This is a genomic window from Streptomyces sp. MNU76, from assembly GCF_020982545.1.
In the GTDB taxonomy this organism is placed as follows: domain Bacteria; phylum Actinomycetota; class Actinomycetes; order Streptomycetales; family Streptomycetaceae; genus Streptomyces.
Genome location: NZ_JAJKLK010000009.1, coordinates 59,752 through 75,962 on the forward strand (window position 1 = coordinate 59,752; position 16,211 = coordinate 75,962).

A 16,211-nucleotide genomic window follows, 5' to 3' on the forward strand; every position below is an offset into this window, starting at 1 on the left:
GTCAGGCCGTCCCCGGCCGCCGCTCAGGCCGTCCCGGGCAGGGCGTCCCGGGCAGGGCGAACTCGCACCACACCGCCTTGCCGCCGCCCGGTGCCCGGCGGCTGCCCCAGTTGGAGGCGATGGTGGCGACGATGGCGATGCCGCGGCCGGACTCGTCGGCGGGGTCGGCGCGGCGGCGCCGGGGGAGGTGGTCGTTCCCGTCGGTGACCTCGACGATGAGGCGGCGGTCGGTGCGGCGCAGCCTCAGCCGCATGGGCGGGGTGCCGTGCTGGAGGGAGTTGGCGACGAGTTCGCTGGCGGCCAGGACGCCCAGGTCGTGGAGTTCCGGCGGGAAGCGCCAGCTGGTGAGGACGCCGGAGGCGAACGCGCGGGCGCGGGGCGCCGCTTCGACACCGCCGAGGAGTTCCAGCGCGGCGTTGCGGAAGAGTTCGCTGTCGGGACCGGTGCGGGCGGGGTGCTGAAGGACGAGGACGGCGACGTCGTCGTCGTGGTCGGCGGTGACGCCGGTGGAGCGCACCAGGCGGTCGCAGACGACCTGCGGGGTGCCCGTGGCGCCGGACAGGGCGCGCTCGAGGGCGGCGATGCCCTCGTCCAGGTCCTCGTTGCGGCGCTCCACGAGGCCGTCCGTGTAGAAGACGGCCGTGGAACCGGGGCCGAGGGGGATCGAACCGGAGGAGTGGGTCCAGCCGCCGGTGCCGAGCGGCGGGCCGGTCGGTTCGTCGGCGCGCAGGACCGTGCCGCTCTCGTCGCGGACGAGGATGGGGAGGTGGCCCGCGGAGGCGTAGACGAGACGGCCCTCGTTGGGGTCGTGGACGGCGTAGGCGCAGGTGGCGATCTGGTTGGGGTCGATCTCCGTGGCCAGGCCGTCGAGCAGTTGCAGGACCTCGTGGGGCGGCAGGTCCAGGCGGGCGTAGGCGCGGACGGCCGTACGGAGCTGGCCCATGACGGCGGCGGCGCGCACGCCCCGGCCCATGACGTCGCCGATGACGAGGGCGGTGCGGCCGCCGCCGAGGGTGATGACGTCGTACCAGTCGCCGCCGACGGCGGTCTCGGTGCCGCCGGGGTGGTAGACGGCCGCGATGCGCAGGTCGTCGGGCTGTTCCAGTTCCTGCGGGAGGAGGGAGCGCTGGAGGGTGACGGCGGTCTCGCGCTGGCGGCGTTCACTGGCGCGCAGGCGTTCGCCGGCCTCGGCGTGGTCGGTGACGTCGGCGGCGAAGATCAGTACGCCGCCCTCGCTCCGCTCGGCACCGCTCGGTACGGCGACGGGGGTGCAGGTGATCGTGTAGCTGCGGCCACCGGGTGCCTTGCGGGACTTGACCGTGCGGGGTCTGGAGCTGCGCAGGACCTGGTCGAGGAGCGGGAGGAGGCCGAGGGCGTCCAGCTCGGGCAGGGACGCGCGGGCCGGTTCGCCGAGGGGGCGGGCGCCGAAGGCCTTGGTGTAGGCGTCGTTGACGTAGGCCGTGCGGTGGTCGGGGCCGTGGACGAGGGCGACGAGGGCCGGAATGCGGTCGAGGATCTCACGGGTGGGGAGGTCGTCGACGGCGGGCACGGTCGGGTGGCCGTCCGGAGGGTCGTCGCTCTGCCGTTCGACGCGGGCCGCGGGCACGGAGCCTTCGCCGCGCCGGTCCGGGGTGACCGTGTGTTCGGTCCGCGCTGCGGCGCGGCGCTGCGTACCGGGGAGCCGGGCGCTCCAGCGCGTGAAGTTCACCGAATCCTTGCCTCGTGCCTCGTGTGGTTGTCTGTGGCCGGCTCCGGATCCGGCCGGTGGCCCGAGGGGTTGCCCCGGGTGCGGCGGTGGGGGCGCCTGGTCGTGGGTACGTGTGGGCGAGGGGGTGGCCCCGCCCGGGATCATGGATCCCGTCGCGGACCAGTCTGGCCGACCGGACCGACATCCGTCAGACGTCGGCCCGACCGATGGAGTTCCTGGATCCGGTCAGGACGACCCCTTCGGGTTCTCAGGAGGCTTTCCACCGGCCGCGAGTTCGAACTCCGCACGGGGATGTTCGAGTGATCCGAGCGAGACGATCTCCCGTTTGAAGAGTCCGGAGAGGGTCCATTCGGCGAGGACGCGGGCCTTGCGGTTGAAGGTGGGGACCCTGCTGAGGTGGTACACGCGGTGCATGAACCAGGCCGGGTAGCCCTTCAGCTTCCGCCCGTACACATGGGCGACGCCTTTGTGCAGGCCCAGGGAGGCGACCGAGCCGACGTACTTGTGGGAGTACGTCTCCAGCGGTTCGCCGCGCAGGGAGCGGGCGATGTTGTCGCCGAGGGCGCGGGCCTGGCGGACGGCGTGCTGGGCGTTGGGCGCGGTCTCCTTGCCGGCCTCGGCCGTGACGTCCGGGACGGCGGCCGCGTCACCGGCCGCCCAGGCGTGCGCGACGCCCTCCACCGACAGCTCGGCGGTGCACTTCAGCCGCCCGCGTTCGTTCAGCGGCAGATCGGTGGCGGCGAGGACCGGGTGCGGTTTCACCCCGGCCGTCCACACGACCGTACGGGTCGGGAAGCGGGCTCCGTCGCTGAGGACGGCGACGCGGTCGGCGCACGATTCGAGGCGGGTGTGCAGCCGTACGTCGATGTTGCGGCGGCGCAGCTCGGTGACCGTGTAGCGGCCCATCTCCTCGCCGACCTCCGGGAGGATGCGGTCGGAGGCCTCCACGAGGATCCACTTCATGTCCTCGGGCTTGACGTTGTGGTAGTACCGCGCGGTGTAGCGGGCCATGTCCTCCAGCTCGCCGAGCGCCTCCACGCCGGCGTAGCCGCCGCCCACGAAGACGAAGGTCAGGGCCGCGTCGCGGATCGCGGGATCGCGCGTGGAGGAGGCGATGTCCATCTGTTCGATGACGTGGTTGCGCAGGCCGATGGCCTCTTCGACGGTCTTGAAGCCGATGGCGTGGTCCGCGAGCCCGGGGATGGGCAGGGTGCGCGCGATCGAGCCGGGGGCGAGGACCAGTTCGTCGTACGTCAGCTGCTCGGCGGCCGAGCCCTCCTCCTCGGTGGCGAGGGTGGTGAGGGTCGCGACGCGTTTGGCGTGGTTGATCGCGGTGGCCTCGCCGATGACGACCTTGCACTTGTCGAGGACCCGGCGCAGCGGCACGACGACGTGGCGGGGCGAGATCGAGCCCGCGGCCGCCTCCGGAAGGAAGGGTTGATACGTCATATAGGGGTCGGGGGACACGACGACGATCTCGACGTCTCCGCGTCCGAGTTCCGGTTTCAGCTGTCGCTGCAGGCGCAGCGCTGTGTACAGCCCGACGTATCCGCCGCCGACGATAAGGATGCGCATCGGTTCCTTCACCATCCCATGACGCACCTTGCTCGCTGGTTTGTCCACAGGCCCGGCAATTTGTGTGACCGGTCTCCATGAGGGCGCGGGGTTGGCCGATTCACCGGCGCGTGCGGCAGGTGCGCAGGTCAGGTGGCGTGAGACCGGTTGCGGGAGGGGGCGCAAAACGGACGTAAACCGCCCGTACTCCGATCGAGGGGCGCTCTGCGCGGAACGTGCCCCTTCTGAATTGACTCCCTCTCAACTATGTTCGTGTGTCGACGGGGTGTAGGGGGATGCGTTCAAGAGGTTCGGTCGGGTCCGGGATCGGGGTTGTGGGTTTCGGGTTCGGGTCCGGATTCCGGGTGGTCCGCGACGGGCGGATCGGCCCGGGGGCCGGGTCGGGTCTCCGGCGAAGGTGATCGGTGACCGCCGAGGACCTTGGACGCTCGTTCCGCCGCTCCGGCTTCCGATGACGGGGAGAGTCTCCGGGGGGAGACGTCATTACCGGGGGAACACGTATGCATATTCAGGAGTCCCATTGGTCGTCCGCGTCCACCATCGCACCCGGCGGTGCGATCGGCTCGGCGGGCGGCAACGGACGCGGTGACGGAGTGCGTTCCACTCCGCTCCGCGTAGACGCACAGCGCAACCTCGAGCACGTGCTGCGCGCGGCGCGCGAGGTCTTCGGCGAGCTGGGGTACGGCGCGCCGATGGAGGACGTGGCCCGCCGCGCGCGGGTCGGTGTCGGCACGGTGTACCGGCGCTTCCCGAGCAAGGACGTCCTGGTCCGCCGGATAGCCGAGGAGGAGACGTCCCGGCTCACCGAACAGGCCCGGGTGGCGCTCGGGCAGGAGGAGGACCCGTGGCAGGCGCTGTCGCGGTTCCTGCGGACGTCGGTGGCGTCGGGTGCCGGACGGTTGCTGCCGCCGCAGGTCCTGCGGGTCGGCGTCGCCGAGGACGAGGCCGACACGGTCGGCGGGATCGGCGGGATCGGCCTCGACGAGGCGCGGGTGCCGCAGCAGCGGATACAGCCGACGGCCGAGCTTCGGCTGGTGTCGGCGGATTCCGGTGCGGATGGCTCCGCCGGTGGCCTTGGTGGGCCGGTGGACGACGCCGGGGCTTCCGCGCTGCTCGAGGTCGTGGGGCAGTTGGTGGAGCGGGCTCGGGCCGCAGGTGAGTTGAGGGAGGACGTGACTGTGGCGGATGTGTTGCTTGTGATCGCCACGGGGGCGCCTTCGCTGCCGGACGCGGCGCAGCAGGCGGCCGCGTCTGCTCGGTTGCTCGACATTCTGTTGGAGGGGTTGCGGTCTCGGCCTGCCTGATCGTGGGCGGGTGAGAGGCGGTCGCGGTTAGCGGTCAGCCGGTTAGCGGTCTGCTCAGGGGCGGTGTGGGGTGGGTTTTCGCCCCGCCGCCCCTACCCGTTCCCATCCCCAGGGGCGCTTCCCCTCGACCCCGTGGGGTGGGTGGGGTGGGTGGGGTGCGTGGGGTGGGTTGTCGGGTGCGGGGTCGGTGGGGGTTCTCGCGCAGTTCCCCGCGCCCCTTACGGGCGCTTCTGACCGGCGGACCGACGGGACCGTTCCGACGGGAGCGCCGCCCTATGCGCGTTACTCATATGAGTGAAGCCGCGTACCGCGGTCTGGGAAGTGACCTCGGACGAGTGGTATGCCCGTAGTGCCAGGGACTGAACAAAAGCCAATATGGCACGCTGCCCTGGTGTTGGGGACTGGGTCGGCTGGCGGCGGGGGCTTCCGCGATGGGTGTTGACGGGCGGGACGAGTCCAAGTCGGCGGAGGGGGCGGAGGCCGAGGCGGAGCCGCAGGTTCCGAGGCAAGGGGGGCGCGGCGTTCCCGCGCAGTGGGACCGTTCCGACTCCGGTGTGCTGCCGCCGCGGGCGCCGATCTGATCGAGTGGATGCGGTCGGGGGACGACTCGGCGTACGAGGAGCTGTACCGGCGGCACGCGCAGGCCGTGCGCCGCTACGCCCGGACCTGCTGCCGGGACACCCACACCGCCGACGACCTGACGGCCGAGGTCTTCGCCCGGATGCTGCAGGCGGTACGGGGCGGCTCCGGACCGGAGCACGCCGTACGGGCCTATCTGCTGACGTCGGTGCGCCGGGTCGCCGCGACATGGACGAGTTCCGCCAAGCGGGAGCAGCTGGTCGACGACTTCGCGGTGTTCGCGGCGCAGGCGTCGCGCGGGGGCCATGGGTCGGACAGCGACACGCTGGACCTGGGGGCCGATGTGCGGGCGATGCACGAGGCCGAGCAGTTGCTGGCGATGCGGGCGTTCCGTTCGCTGCCGGAGCGGTGGCAGGCCGTGCTCTGGCACACGGAGGTCGAGGACGAGTCGCCGAGCGAGGTCGCCACGCTCTTCGGGCTGGACGCCAACGGCACCCGGGTGCTGGCCAGCCGGGCGCGGGAGGGTCTCAAACAGGCGTATCTGCAGGCCCATGTGAGCGCCGCGCTCGCCGGGAGCTCGGCGGAGTGCGGGCGCTACGCCGACCGGCTCGGCGCGTACGCTCGCGGCAGCCTGCGGACCCGCGCAGAGCGGGGGCTGCGCGCCCATCTGGAGGAGTGCGCGGCGTGCCGGCTGGCGGCCGGACAGATCAAGGAAGTCGCGAGCGGGATCCCCGCCGTCGTACCCGTGGCGGTCATCGGGTGGTTCGGCGCGGCCGGATACGCGAAGGTGGCCGCGCTCGTCGCCGGCGGCGCGGGGGCCGGTGCGGCCGGGGCCGCGGCCGCGGCGGGCGCGGCGAGTGGTGGGTCCAGCGGCGCGGGCGCCGGTGCCGGTGGCGGGGCCGCCGCGGAAGGGCTCGGCGCGCCGGCCAAGGCCGGGATCGCGGTGAGTGTGGCCGGGATGGTCGCCGCGGCGGTGGCGCTCGCGCTGGCCAACGACGAGGTGGAACCCCGGGAGCCGTTGGCCAGGCCGCCCGCCTCGCAGCCCGTCGAGGCCGCCCGGAGCCGGCTCCCCGACGCCGCCGAAGTCGCGGCCCGCGCCGGACGCGCCCGCGCAGATGGTCCCGGTGTCCAAGCCGTTGCCGACACCGAAGTCCTCGCCGTCGCGGGCCCCGACTCCGGCTCCCTCCGCGAAGCCGACGCCCGCCCCGACCCCACGCCCACGCCGACCCCACTCCGTCCCCGCGCCGCCGAAGCCGTCCCCACACCCCTCGACGCCCGCTCCCCGCCCCCGCCGCCCTCGGCCGTCTACCGGTGGAACGAGCTGCGGTACGGCGTCCTCGGCGACGGCACCGAGCCCGAGATGCGCCTCGGCGAGAGCAGCTGGGTGTGGCAGCGGTACGGGATGGCGATCGCCGGGAAGCGGTACGCGAACGGGGTGACCGTGCACGGCCGCTCCTCCGTGGCCATCGACCTCAACCGCCGGTGCGCCTCGTACAGCGCGTTCCTCGGTGTCGACGACTGTCGCACGGCCTCGGCCGGGTCTACTTCTCCGTCTACGGCGACGGTGTCCGGCTGTGGAAGTCCGGGCTGGTGCGGGGCGGGGATCCGGCGGTCCCGGTCCGGGTGAACCTGAGCGGGCGGGAGACCGTACGACTGGTCGTCGAGCCGCACGGCCCCCACGACCTGGCGGTGCCGGCGGACTGGGCCGAGTCGTCGTTCAGGTGTGAGTGACGGCTCGGCCCCGGCGCCTACTTCGCCGTCACCGAGTCGCCGTACGCAGTCGCTCCGCTCGTCGTGGAGGTCGAGGCGGCCTTCCAGCGCCAGGTGCCCGAGGCGTTGGCGGTGACGGTGGTGCGCAGCTTGCCGGCCGAGTCGGTCGTGACCGTCTTGACCGTCGTGTACGTCGAGGTGCCGGACCGTTTGAACTGGAGGGCCACGGAGCGCCCGGCGTGCGGGGTGTAGGTGTTGGTGTTCCAGTCGGCTCGGGTCAGCGTGCCGGTGACGGTGAGCTTGGTGCCCTTGGCGACCGGCTCGGGGCCGGCCTGGGTGGTGGCGAGCCTGGCGAGGCGCTTCACCTGGATCTTGGCGCTGGTCTCCAGGTCGTAGAAGTCGCTGTCGTTGGCGACGGCCTCGGCGGTGAAGCGCCAGGTGCCCGCCGAGCTGTTCCTGAGGTCGTAGTAGTCGGAGCGGTTCGCGTCCAAGGTGAACCTGAAGACGCACTTCATGGTGGTGGACGAGGGTCTGGTGCAGTCGGCGGCGTGGGCGTGGATGATCCGGTCGTCGGAGCTGACGAGCTTGGCGCCGAGGATGCCCTTGATGCCCGACCCGTCCTTGGCCGTGGCGGCGACGCTGACCGTCTGCGCGGCGCTGACGCCCACGTTGAAGGTCTTCTTGTTGAAGTTCACCGAGGTGAAGACCGTGTCGCCCTTCGCGGTGTCCGCGTGGGCGGCGGCGGGCACGAGCAGCGAGAGCAGCACCGAGGTGCCGAGGGTGGCGGCGGCGGCCGTACGTGTACGCATGGTTCTCCTGGCGCAAGAGCTACGGCACCTCGGTGCGCCATGCGTGGGGGCGCTCACATGCACGTGAGGTGCTGGGGAGTCGGACGTCTGTCCGATCCAGAGGAGACCATCGGCGGACCCCGTTGGTTGTACGCATCCGGATGCCGAGATTCCGCTGCACCGGTCGGGCAGATCCGCTACGCCCGGCGGGCCGTCGCCCCCGCGCCCAGGGCGCCCCGCTGGGGGGTGATCCCGGCCGGGACCGCGCGCTGTCTGGCCGGGGTGCCGGTCCAGCAGGTGCCTCGGCGGGAGAGGAGGCGGCGGAGCCACAGTTCGAGGGCGACGAGGTCGGCGAGGCCGTCGAGCGGAAGGGGTTCGCCTTCGGCGGCGGCGCGCAGGGCCTTGCGGACCACCCGGGCCTCCACCAGTCCCGCCTGGGCGAGGAGCGGGGTGTCGAAGAGGGTGATCAGGGTGTCGGCGGCCATCCGCAGGCCGGTACGGGCGGCCGCGGTGGAGGTCGCGTGCGACGGGGCGCCCCAGCCGGGCGGGAGGTCGGTGACGCCGGCGCCCTCCAGGACCGTACGCAGGATCGCGGCGCGGGCGCCCGGCTGGACGCGGAGGGCCTCGGGGAGGGCGCGGCAGGCGCGGACGACCTGGTTGTCGAGGAAGGGGGTGTGGAGGCGCTGGGAGCGGATCTCCGCCGCCTGTTCGAGGACTCTGAGGTCGGCCGCGTGGCGGGCGAGGGCCGCGCGGGCGCGGAAGTCGCCGGGGCGCTGGCCGGGGCCGACGGTGGGGCGGCCGGTCGTCGCACCCAGGCGAATCGATACTTCTGCCAGGGCCTCACCGGTCAGCCAGCGGGCGGCGGGCCCGGGTCTGGCCCAGGTGAGCGCCGCCAGGGAGGCGCCCACCGCGCCTCCGGGCTCCTCGAAGCGGCGCTGCATCAGACGGGTGGCGAGGCCTTCGACGCCGGAGCGGTACGGGGTGCGGGACAGCTTGCGGGCGGCGCTGTAGACGCGCGCGGGGACCATCACCGAGCCGTCGGCCTTGGCGAGGGCGGCGACCGGGCGGACCAGGTGGCGGCGTTTGCGGTCCATCAGGAGGTCGGCCAGCCGGGCTGGGTGGGCGTCCAGGACCTGACGGGCGCCGTAGCCGGTGAAGTGGTCAGCGCTGCCGGAGGCCAGGCGGGCGCGGTGCCGGGCGGCCGTCACCAGGGAGGGGCCCGGCTCGTCGGTGAGGGGGACGTCGAGGTCGGCGTACGGGAGGACCTCCTCACCGCCGGTCACGACGACGTGGTGGAGGCGGGGGTTGGCGGCCAGGGTGCCCGCGCGTTCCAGTTCGGTCTCGCGGCCGGAGGTGACCAGGTCGTTGAAGGTGACGGCAAGGAGGCGCTCGCCGGCGCCGGTGCCGTGGCCGAGGACCGTGCCGGGGGCGCCGGGCAGGCCGGCGGCGAGCAGGGCCAGGGTGCCGGAGGCGGGGCCGCCGGAGACGTCGGCTCCTATGCCCGGCACGGGCATGCCCCGGGCGGCGCGGCGCTCGGCCGGGCCCATGCCGGGGACCGGGCCGGGATCGACGTCCGGCACGTGCCGGGGAGCGGCGAGGCGGACCCGTACGGACTCCACCAGAGCGTCGCGGACGGCGTCCACCGCGCTGGCCGGGTCGGCGGAGGGGGCTGCCACGGCGAGGGAGGCGACCGGCTCGTAGCCCGCGATCTCACGCGCCCCGGCGCGCAGGATCAGTGCGTGCCCCGGAGGAATGCGGCGCACGCCGTCGTACGGTGTGGAGTCCTGGAGGGCGTCCGGCACGTCGGGGGCGGCCAGCAGGGCGGCCAGGTGCCCGAAGTCGAGGTTGGCCTCGACGAGGTCGGCCAGCGGCAGGGCCGCGGTCGCGTACGCCGTGCCGCCCGCCCAGGGGGTGTGGAAGACCGGGCGCGCGCCCGCGAGGTCGCCGCAGACGGTCACCCGGCGGCCGACCTGGACGACGGCGGTGTAGCTGCCGGGCCAGGCGGTGAGATGGCGCAGGGCGCCGCCGCGGGCGGCGAACAGGCCCACGCGCAGCTGCTCGTCGGAGGCTCCGCAGATACCGAGGACGGCGATCCGCGTCCGGTCGTCGGCCTGCACCACCCGCACCTCGTCGGGGCGCCAGTCGCCGACGGCCCACAGCGGGTCGGGGTCGCCCCAGAGCAGGTGCGAGCCGACCGGGTGCACGGTCTCGCCGTCGCGTCCGGTGGTGCCGGCGGAGCCGTGGGCGGGCGCGCCAGCGGCGGTACTGCTCCATCCCACCAACCACCGCATCGACGCCTCCACGGGCTGTGGACAACCGGTGCACCGTACGAACGGGTCCCATGCTGCCACGAAGGAGGCCCCTCGGAGGGCGCGCGGCACGGCTTGCACACCGGCAAGTGCGCCCCTGGGGAGCCTTGAGCGCTCCCCCGTCACACCCTCATGTCGCCCTGGAGGAGGGGCGGTCGACAAAGGCGGACCCCGGGTCTACGACGTGAATGCGCCCCCGGTACGCTCCCCCAAAACACCTAACGCGCCCTCAACAGACGTGGTCGGAGCGGTATTCACGTTCGACGACCACCGTCGATTTTCGGCCAAATCGTCCGCGAAGGGCGAAGTTGGCCCGCCCTCCGTACCGCCCCCGATGACGACACAGCGTCAACGCACAGTCCGGGAGGCGGAGTTCGCCCCCCGGACCGGTCCGCCGCCCGCGGGGATGTAGGCGGCGGTGTCCCCCAGCCCACTGGATCCAGTACAGCGGGCCGACCCACGCACGACCATGGAACCGCTCCCCCGGTGGCCGGAGAAGAGCGCACGGACGGGCGCACGGCCACACAGCGGGAGCACGTGACAACACTCCGTACTTCGTCCGCACTTTCGTACGGACCACATTCCCGCCATCCGGATTTGGGCCCCTTAACGCTTGGGATGCGGCGAACTACGCTGGGTTTACGAATGCCGCGTGCCTATGCCGCCGCGGCAGCCGTCTGTTCGAGGGGTGGCGCAATGTCCAGGGAGCAACGCGGGCCGAACGAAAAGCTCGGCGCCGTTCTCGCCCTCGCGGGAATCAGCAACGCAGGACTCGCGCGTCGCGTCAACGATCTTGGCGCTCAACGCGGGTTGACACTTCGCTACGACAAGACCTCGGTGGCGCGGTGGGTCTCCAAGGGCATGGTCCCCCAGGGTGCCGCGCCGCATCTCATCGCGGCCGCGATCGGGCAGAAGCTCGGCCGCCCGGTACCGCTGCACGAGATCGGCCTGGCGGACGCGGATCCCGCCCCCGAAGTGGGCCTCGCCTTCCCCCGTGACGTCGGACAGGCGGTGCGCGCGGCGACGGAGCTCTACCGCCTCGACCTCGCCGGCCGCCGCGCGGGCACCGGCGGCATCTGGCAGTCCCTCGCCGGGTCGTTCGCGGTGAGCGCGTACGCGACGCCCGCGTCACGCTGGCTCATAACCCCGGCCGACAGTTCGGTGGCGCGCGAAGCGGGCTCCGTGGAGGGCTCCGGGTCGCCGCTGAAGGTCGGCCACAGCGATGTGCAGAAGCTGCGGGAGGCCGCCGAGGACGCCAGGCGCTGGGACTCCAAGTACGGAGGCGGCGACTGGCGTTCGTCGATGGTGCCGGAGTGCCTGCGGGTCGAGGCGGCACCGCTGCTGCTCGGCTCGTACTCCGACGAAGTCGGCCGCGCCCTCTTCGGAGCGTCCGCCGAACTCACCCGCCTCGCCGGTTGGATGGCCTTTGACACGGGTCAACAGGAGGCCGCGCAGCGGTACTACATCCAGGCGCTGCGGCTGGCGCGGGCCGCGGCCGACGTGCCGCTCGGCGGGTACGTCCTGGCGACGATGTCGCTGCAGGCGACCTACCGGGGCTTCGGGGACGAGGGCGTCGACCTCGCGCAGGCCGCGCTGGAACGCAACCGGGGGCTCGCCACCGCGCGCACGATGAGCTTCTTCCGGCTCGTCGAGGCGCGGGCGCACGCCCGTGCGGGCGACGCGGCGGCCGCCGGGGCGGCCCTGAAGGCCGCCGAGGGGTGGCTGGAGCGGGCCCGGGACGGCGACCACGACCCGAGCTGGCTCGGGTTCTACGGGTACGACCGGTTCGCCGCTGACGCGGCCGAGTGCTACCGCGACCTCAAGGCACCGCGTCAGGTGCGCCGCTTCACCGAGCAGGCGCTGTCGCGGCCGACGGAGGAGTTCGTACGCTCGCACGGGCTGCGGCTGGTCGTCTCGGCGGTCGCGGAGCTGGAGTCCGGCAACCTCGATGCGGCGTGCGAGCAGGGGGTGCGGGCGGTGGAGGTCGCGGGGCGCATCTCCTCGGCGCGCACGACCGAGTACGTGAAGGATCTGCTGCACCGGCTGGAGCCGTACGGGGACGAGCCGCGGGTCATCGAGCTGCGGGAGAGGGCGCGGCCTCTTTTGATGACGCCGGCGTGAGCGCTCCGCTTGGCTGTCGACGCCTGCTCGCCTGTCGGGTTTGTGAGGATTTTGCGGGTGCGGGCGGGTTGTGGCTGGTCGCGCAGTTCCCCGCGCCCCCTTTGGGGCGCGGCCTTGGGCGCCCGGCATCGGAGAACGGCATCGGAGAACGTGACCAGCGCCATGTAGGCGGCTTCCGGGTTTGAGGGCATTGTCAGTGGTGCAGTGCACTATCGGAGTCGGGAGGTGGGGCGCGTGCGGAGGCAGGGCGCTTACGACTGTGATGTGCTCGTCGTCGGCGGCGGGATCGTCGGGCTGTCGACGGCGTACGCGATCACGCGGGCGGCGCCGGGCACGCGGGTCACCGTGCTGGAGAAGGAACCGGGACCGGCCCGGCACCAGACCGGGCGGAACAGCGGCGTCATCCACAGCGGGATCTACTACCGGCCGGGCTCGCTGAAGGCGCGGTACGCGGTCAAGGGCGCCGCCGAGATGGTGAAGTTCTGCGCCGAGTACGGCATCGACCACGCCGTCACCGGGAAACTGATCGTCGCCACCGAGCGCTCCGAGCTGCCCCGGCTGCACGCCCTGGTGCAGCGCGGCCGGGAGAACGGGATTCCGGTGCGGGAGCTGGGCGCCGCGCAGATCTCCGAGTACGAGCCGGAGGTGCGCGGTCTCGCGGCCATACACGTCGGCACCACCGGGATCTGTGACTTCGTGGGCGTCGCCCGGCAGCTCTCCCGTGCCTCCGGCGCCGAGATCCGCTACGGCGCCGAGGTCGAGCGGATCGACCGGCGGGCGGCCCTGGGCGTCGCCGTACGGGTGCGGGGCGGCGACGTCGTACGGGGGCGGGTGCTGGTGAACTGCGCCGGGCTGCACTGCGACGAGGTGGCCCGGCTGACCGGGGACGACCCCGGGATGCGGATCGTGCCGTTCCGGGGGGAGTACTACGAGCTGGCGCGGCCCGAGCTGGTGCGCGGACTCGTGTATCCGGTGCCCGACCCCGCGTTCCCGTTCCTCGGGGTTCATCTGACCCGGGGGATCGACGGGGGCGTCCACATCGGGCCCAACGCCGTACCCGCGCTGGCCCGCGAGGGGTACGGGTGGGGGACCGTACGGCCGCGGGAGCTGGCAGCGACGCTGGCGTGGCCCGGCTCCTGGCGGATAGCGCGGCGGCACTGGCGGTACGGGGCGGGGGAGCTTCGGCGGTCGGTGTCGAAGAAGGCGTTCACCGGGGCGGTGCGGCGGCTGCTGCCCGGGGTCTCGGAGGGGGATCTCGTGCCGGCCGCGGCCGGGGTACGGGCCCAGGCCGTGCTGCGGGACGGGACGCTGGTGGACGACTTCCTGATCCGGGAGGGAGCACGGGCGGTCCACGTACTGAACGCGCCGTCACCGGCGGCCACGGCTTCACTGCCGATCGGGCGCGAGGTGGGCAGGAGAGCGCTGGAGGCGTTGGCTCGGGTGTGAGGGGGTGCCTTCGCCGGGTTTGTGGATGACCCTCGCCGTCTTGGGGGATCGCCGCCGCCGTCTTGGGGGGGGCACCACCGCAGGTGCTGGTGGATCGCCGCCGCCGGTCCTGACGGATCCGCCGCCGCCCGTCCGTACAGATCGCCCTCGCCCGCCCTGACAGATCGCCCTCGCCCGTCCCGACGGATCACCGTCGGCCTTTAGCCGTCCCGTCCTTCAGCGGCGCTGTCCCTTCGGTCTCGGCCGTGGGGCACCGGGCGCGTCCGGGGGCTGCTCGGCACCGTAAAATTGGGGCACTGTGTCTGACTCCGTCGATTCTCCCGAACCTCGCACCACCGGTGCCTCCCTTCGGCATACCCGTGCCAAGGGGGCGCCCCGTTTCCCCGACGGACCCAAGGCGGATCCCGCCGGGTCGCACTTCGAGCGGCGGATCCGGAGTTTCCAGCCGCGGCGGAGCCGGGTCACCGCCGGGCAGGCGGACGCCCTGCAGCGGCTGTGGCCCAAGTGGGGGCTCGACATCGACGGACGGTCCCTGGATCTCGTCGAGCTGTTCGGGAACGACCGGCCCGTCGTCCTGGAGATCGGCTTCGGCATGGGCGAGGCGACCGCGCAGATGGCCGCCGCCGACCCCGAGACCAATGTCCTCGCCGTGGACGTGCACACGCCGGGCCAAGGCAACCTGCTGAACCTCGCGGACCAGGATGGTCTGTCCAACGTCCGGGTCGCCAACGGCGACGCGATCATCCTGCTGCGCGAGATGCTCCCACCGGACTCGCTCGACGGGCTGCGGGTCTACTTCCCCGACCCCTGGCCCAAGAAGCGTCACCACAAGCGGCGCCTCATCCAACCGGAGTTCCTCACCCTCGTCGCGTCCCGGCTCAGGCCGGGGGCGATCGTGCACTGCGCGACGGACTGGGAGCCGTACGCCGAGCAGATGCTGGAAGTGCTCACCGCACACCCCGATTTCGAGAACACCCGGGCGGACGGCGGGTTCGCGCCACGTCCCGGCTTCCGCCCGCTCACCCGTTTCGAGGGGCAGGGACTGGACAAGGGTCATGTGGTGAACGATCTGCTCTTCCGCCGCGTACAGCAGCGTGAGCAGGAGCGGAATCCGAAGCGGGAGCAGGAGCGGAAGCAGGACCAGGAGCAGAAGCAGCAGTCCGAACAGCCCCCCACAGGCGCCTGACGACTTGCCTTCACCGCCCGGCGGGGCGTACCACGCGCCGTCGCGAGCGGCGCCCGTCCCTCGTTAGGGTCAATGCAATGGCCACCGGTTCCCCCTACCCGACGCACCCCAGCGGCTCCCCCGATGGGTATGCGTTCAGGCCCACTCGCTGGTGGCAGCGGAAGAGCGTCAGATACGGGGCGCTGATAGCACTGCTCGCGGTCTCCGGGCTCGTCATCCTCGCGCTCGTCCGGGAACAGACCGGCACGGAGGGGTTCCTCGTCGGACTCGGGCTCGCGGTGCTGCCCGTACCTCTGCTGATGGCGGCGTTCCGGTGGCTGGACCGGGTGGAGCCCGGGCCGTGGCGGAACCTGGTGTTCGCGTTCGCCTGGGGGGCGTGCGCGGCGGCGCTGATAGCCATCGTGGCGAACAGTTTCGCGACGCGGTGGATAGCGACGGCCACGGCCGATCCCTCGCACGCCGACACCCTGGGCGCCACCGTCATAGCCCCCGTGGTCGAGGAGACCGCCAAGGCCGCCGCCGTCCTACTCGTGTTCCTGTTCAGGAGACGGGACTTCACCGGGGTCGTGGACGGGGTGGTGATCGCGGGCTTCACCGCGACGGGGTTCGCCTTCACCGAGAACATCCTGTACCTGGGGACCGCGTTCGGGACGGACCAGCTCAGCGGGGGGAGCGGTCTCGCGTCGGTCACCGCGGCCACGTTCTTCGTGCGGGTGATCATGTCGCCGTTCGCGCATCCCCTGTTCACCGTGCTGACGGGGATCGGGTTCGGGGTGGCGGCGTTCTCCGCGGAGTGGCAGCGGGCGCGGCGGGTGCTCGTACCGGCGGGCGGGCTGCTGCTCGCCATGGGGATGCACTCGGTCTGGAACGGGTCGGCGACGTTCGGGGAGTACGGGTTCTTCGCCGTGTACGCCGGGTTCATGGTGCCGACGTTCGGGCTGCTGACGTGGTGGGTGATCTGGGCCCGGCAGCGGGAGCTGCGGACCGTGCGGGAGGCGTTGCCGGCGTATGCGGGCGCGGGGTGGCTGACGCCGGTCGAGCCGTATGTGCTGGGGTCGATGCGGGGCGGCGGGTGGCGCGGGAGTATGCGGCGCACCACTTCGGGAAGGCGGGGGCTCGGTCGATCGCGGAGTACGAGGTCTACGCGACGAAGCTGGCCTCCATCGGTATCGGGGGTTGCGGGGCGGGCCGGGGTGACTTCGCGCTGCGGGAGCGGGAGTTGCTGTTCGAGCTGTGGCGCAGGCGGGAGTTGGCCCGGTACCATGGGGTATGCGGGCGGGAGGTGGGGGCGAAGTACGGATACGGGCACGGGTACGGGTACGGGTACGGCCATGAATGCGGGGCGTACGGGCAGCCTGTGGGGTGTGGGGTGTACGGGGCATATGGGGTGGCGGCGTACCCGCGTACAACCCCTATCGGAACTAGGGCGTGTTTCGCGTGCCGTCGGTGCGGGTCGGGGCCGTTTCGCGCGGGCGCGCGTCTCCA

At 72.7% G+C, this 16,211-nt stretch carries 8 protein-coding genes and 2 pseudogenes; 6 read left to right on the forward strand and 4 right to left on the reverse strand.

Annotated features, from left to right (window positions below):
* Position 1: 1 nt before the first annotated feature.
* Together E4N62_RS22640 and E4N62_RS22645 are read right to left on the reverse strand one after the other, a co-directional pair.
* The gene (locus tag E4N62_RS22640; RefSeq protein ID WP_230217169.1) at positions 2–1,708 is read right to left on the reverse strand and encodes a SpoIIE family protein phosphatase; all 1,707 of its coding nucleotides are present in this window, start codon (positions 1,706–1,708) and stop codon (positions 2–4) included.
* A 225-nt stretch (positions 1,709–1,933) separates the two neighbouring features.
* Positions 1,934–3,298, reverse strand: coding sequence for an NAD(P)/FAD-dependent oxidoreductase (locus E4N62_RS22645; protein ID WP_230217172.1), 1,365 nt, complete (start codon positions 3,296–3,298; stop codon positions 1,934–1,936).
* A 485-nt stretch (positions 3,299–3,783) separates the two neighbouring features.
* On the opposite strand from E4N62_RS22645, the gene E4N62_RS22650 reads away from it, so the two are divergent.
* A complete protein-coding gene (locus E4N62_RS22650; protein WP_230217174.1) occupies positions 3,784–4,587 on the forward strand; it encodes a TetR/AcrR family transcriptional regulator in 804 nt (267 codons plus the stop codon).
* A gap of 589 nt (positions 4,588–5,176) precedes the next feature.
* Positions 5,177–6,897, forward strand: a pseudogene (locus tag E4N62_RS22655) (sigma-70 family RNA polymerase sigma factor).
* 17 nt (positions 6,898–6,914) lie between these two features.
* On the opposite strand, the gene E4N62_RS22660 reads toward E4N62_RS22655, so the two are convergent.
* Entirely contained in the window at positions 6,915–7,685 is a 771-nt protein-coding gene (locus E4N62_RS22660; RefSeq protein ID WP_230217176.1) for a calcium-binding protein, read from the reverse strand.
* A gap of 176 nt (positions 7,686–7,861) precedes the next feature.
* Complete coding sequence (locus E4N62_RS22665) at positions 7,862–9,955, reverse strand: asparagine synthase-related protein (RefSeq protein WP_230217178.1); 2,094 nt, start codon at positions 9,953–9,955, stop codon at positions 7,862–7,864.
* A 714-nt stretch (positions 9,956–10,669) separates the two neighbouring features.
* On the opposite strand from E4N62_RS22665, the gene E4N62_RS22670 reads away from it, so the two are divergent.
* The 4 genes and pseudogenes from E4N62_RS22670 (at position 10,670) to E4N62_RS22685 (ending at position 16,151) form a co-directional block, all read left to right on the forward strand.
* Positions 10,670–12,094: an MFS transporter gene (locus E4N62_RS22670; protein ID WP_184892229.1), complete on the forward strand. Its 1,425-nt coding sequence runs from the start codon at positions 10,670–10,672 to the stop codon at positions 12,092–12,094.
* 234 nt (positions 12,095–12,328) lie between these two features.
* Entirely contained in the window at positions 12,329–13,540 is a 1,212-nt protein-coding gene (lhgO, locus tag E4N62_RS22675; protein WP_230217180.1) for an L-2-hydroxyglutarate oxidase, read from the forward strand.
* A 298-nt stretch (positions 13,541–13,838) separates the two neighbouring features.
* Positions 13,839–14,726 carry a tRNA (guanosine(46)-N7)-methyltransferase TrmB gene (gene trmB / locus E4N62_RS22680; protein WP_230217182.1) on the forward strand — a complete coding sequence of 296 codons (888 nt, stop codon included), beginning with the start codon at positions 13,839–13,841 and terminating at the stop codon, positions 14,724–14,726.
* A 77-nt stretch (positions 14,727–14,803) separates the two neighbouring features.
* Positions 14,804–16,151 (forward strand): annotated as a pseudogene (locus tag E4N62_RS22685) (PrsW family intramembrane metalloprotease).
* Positions 16,152–16,211: the final 60 nt, after the last annotated feature.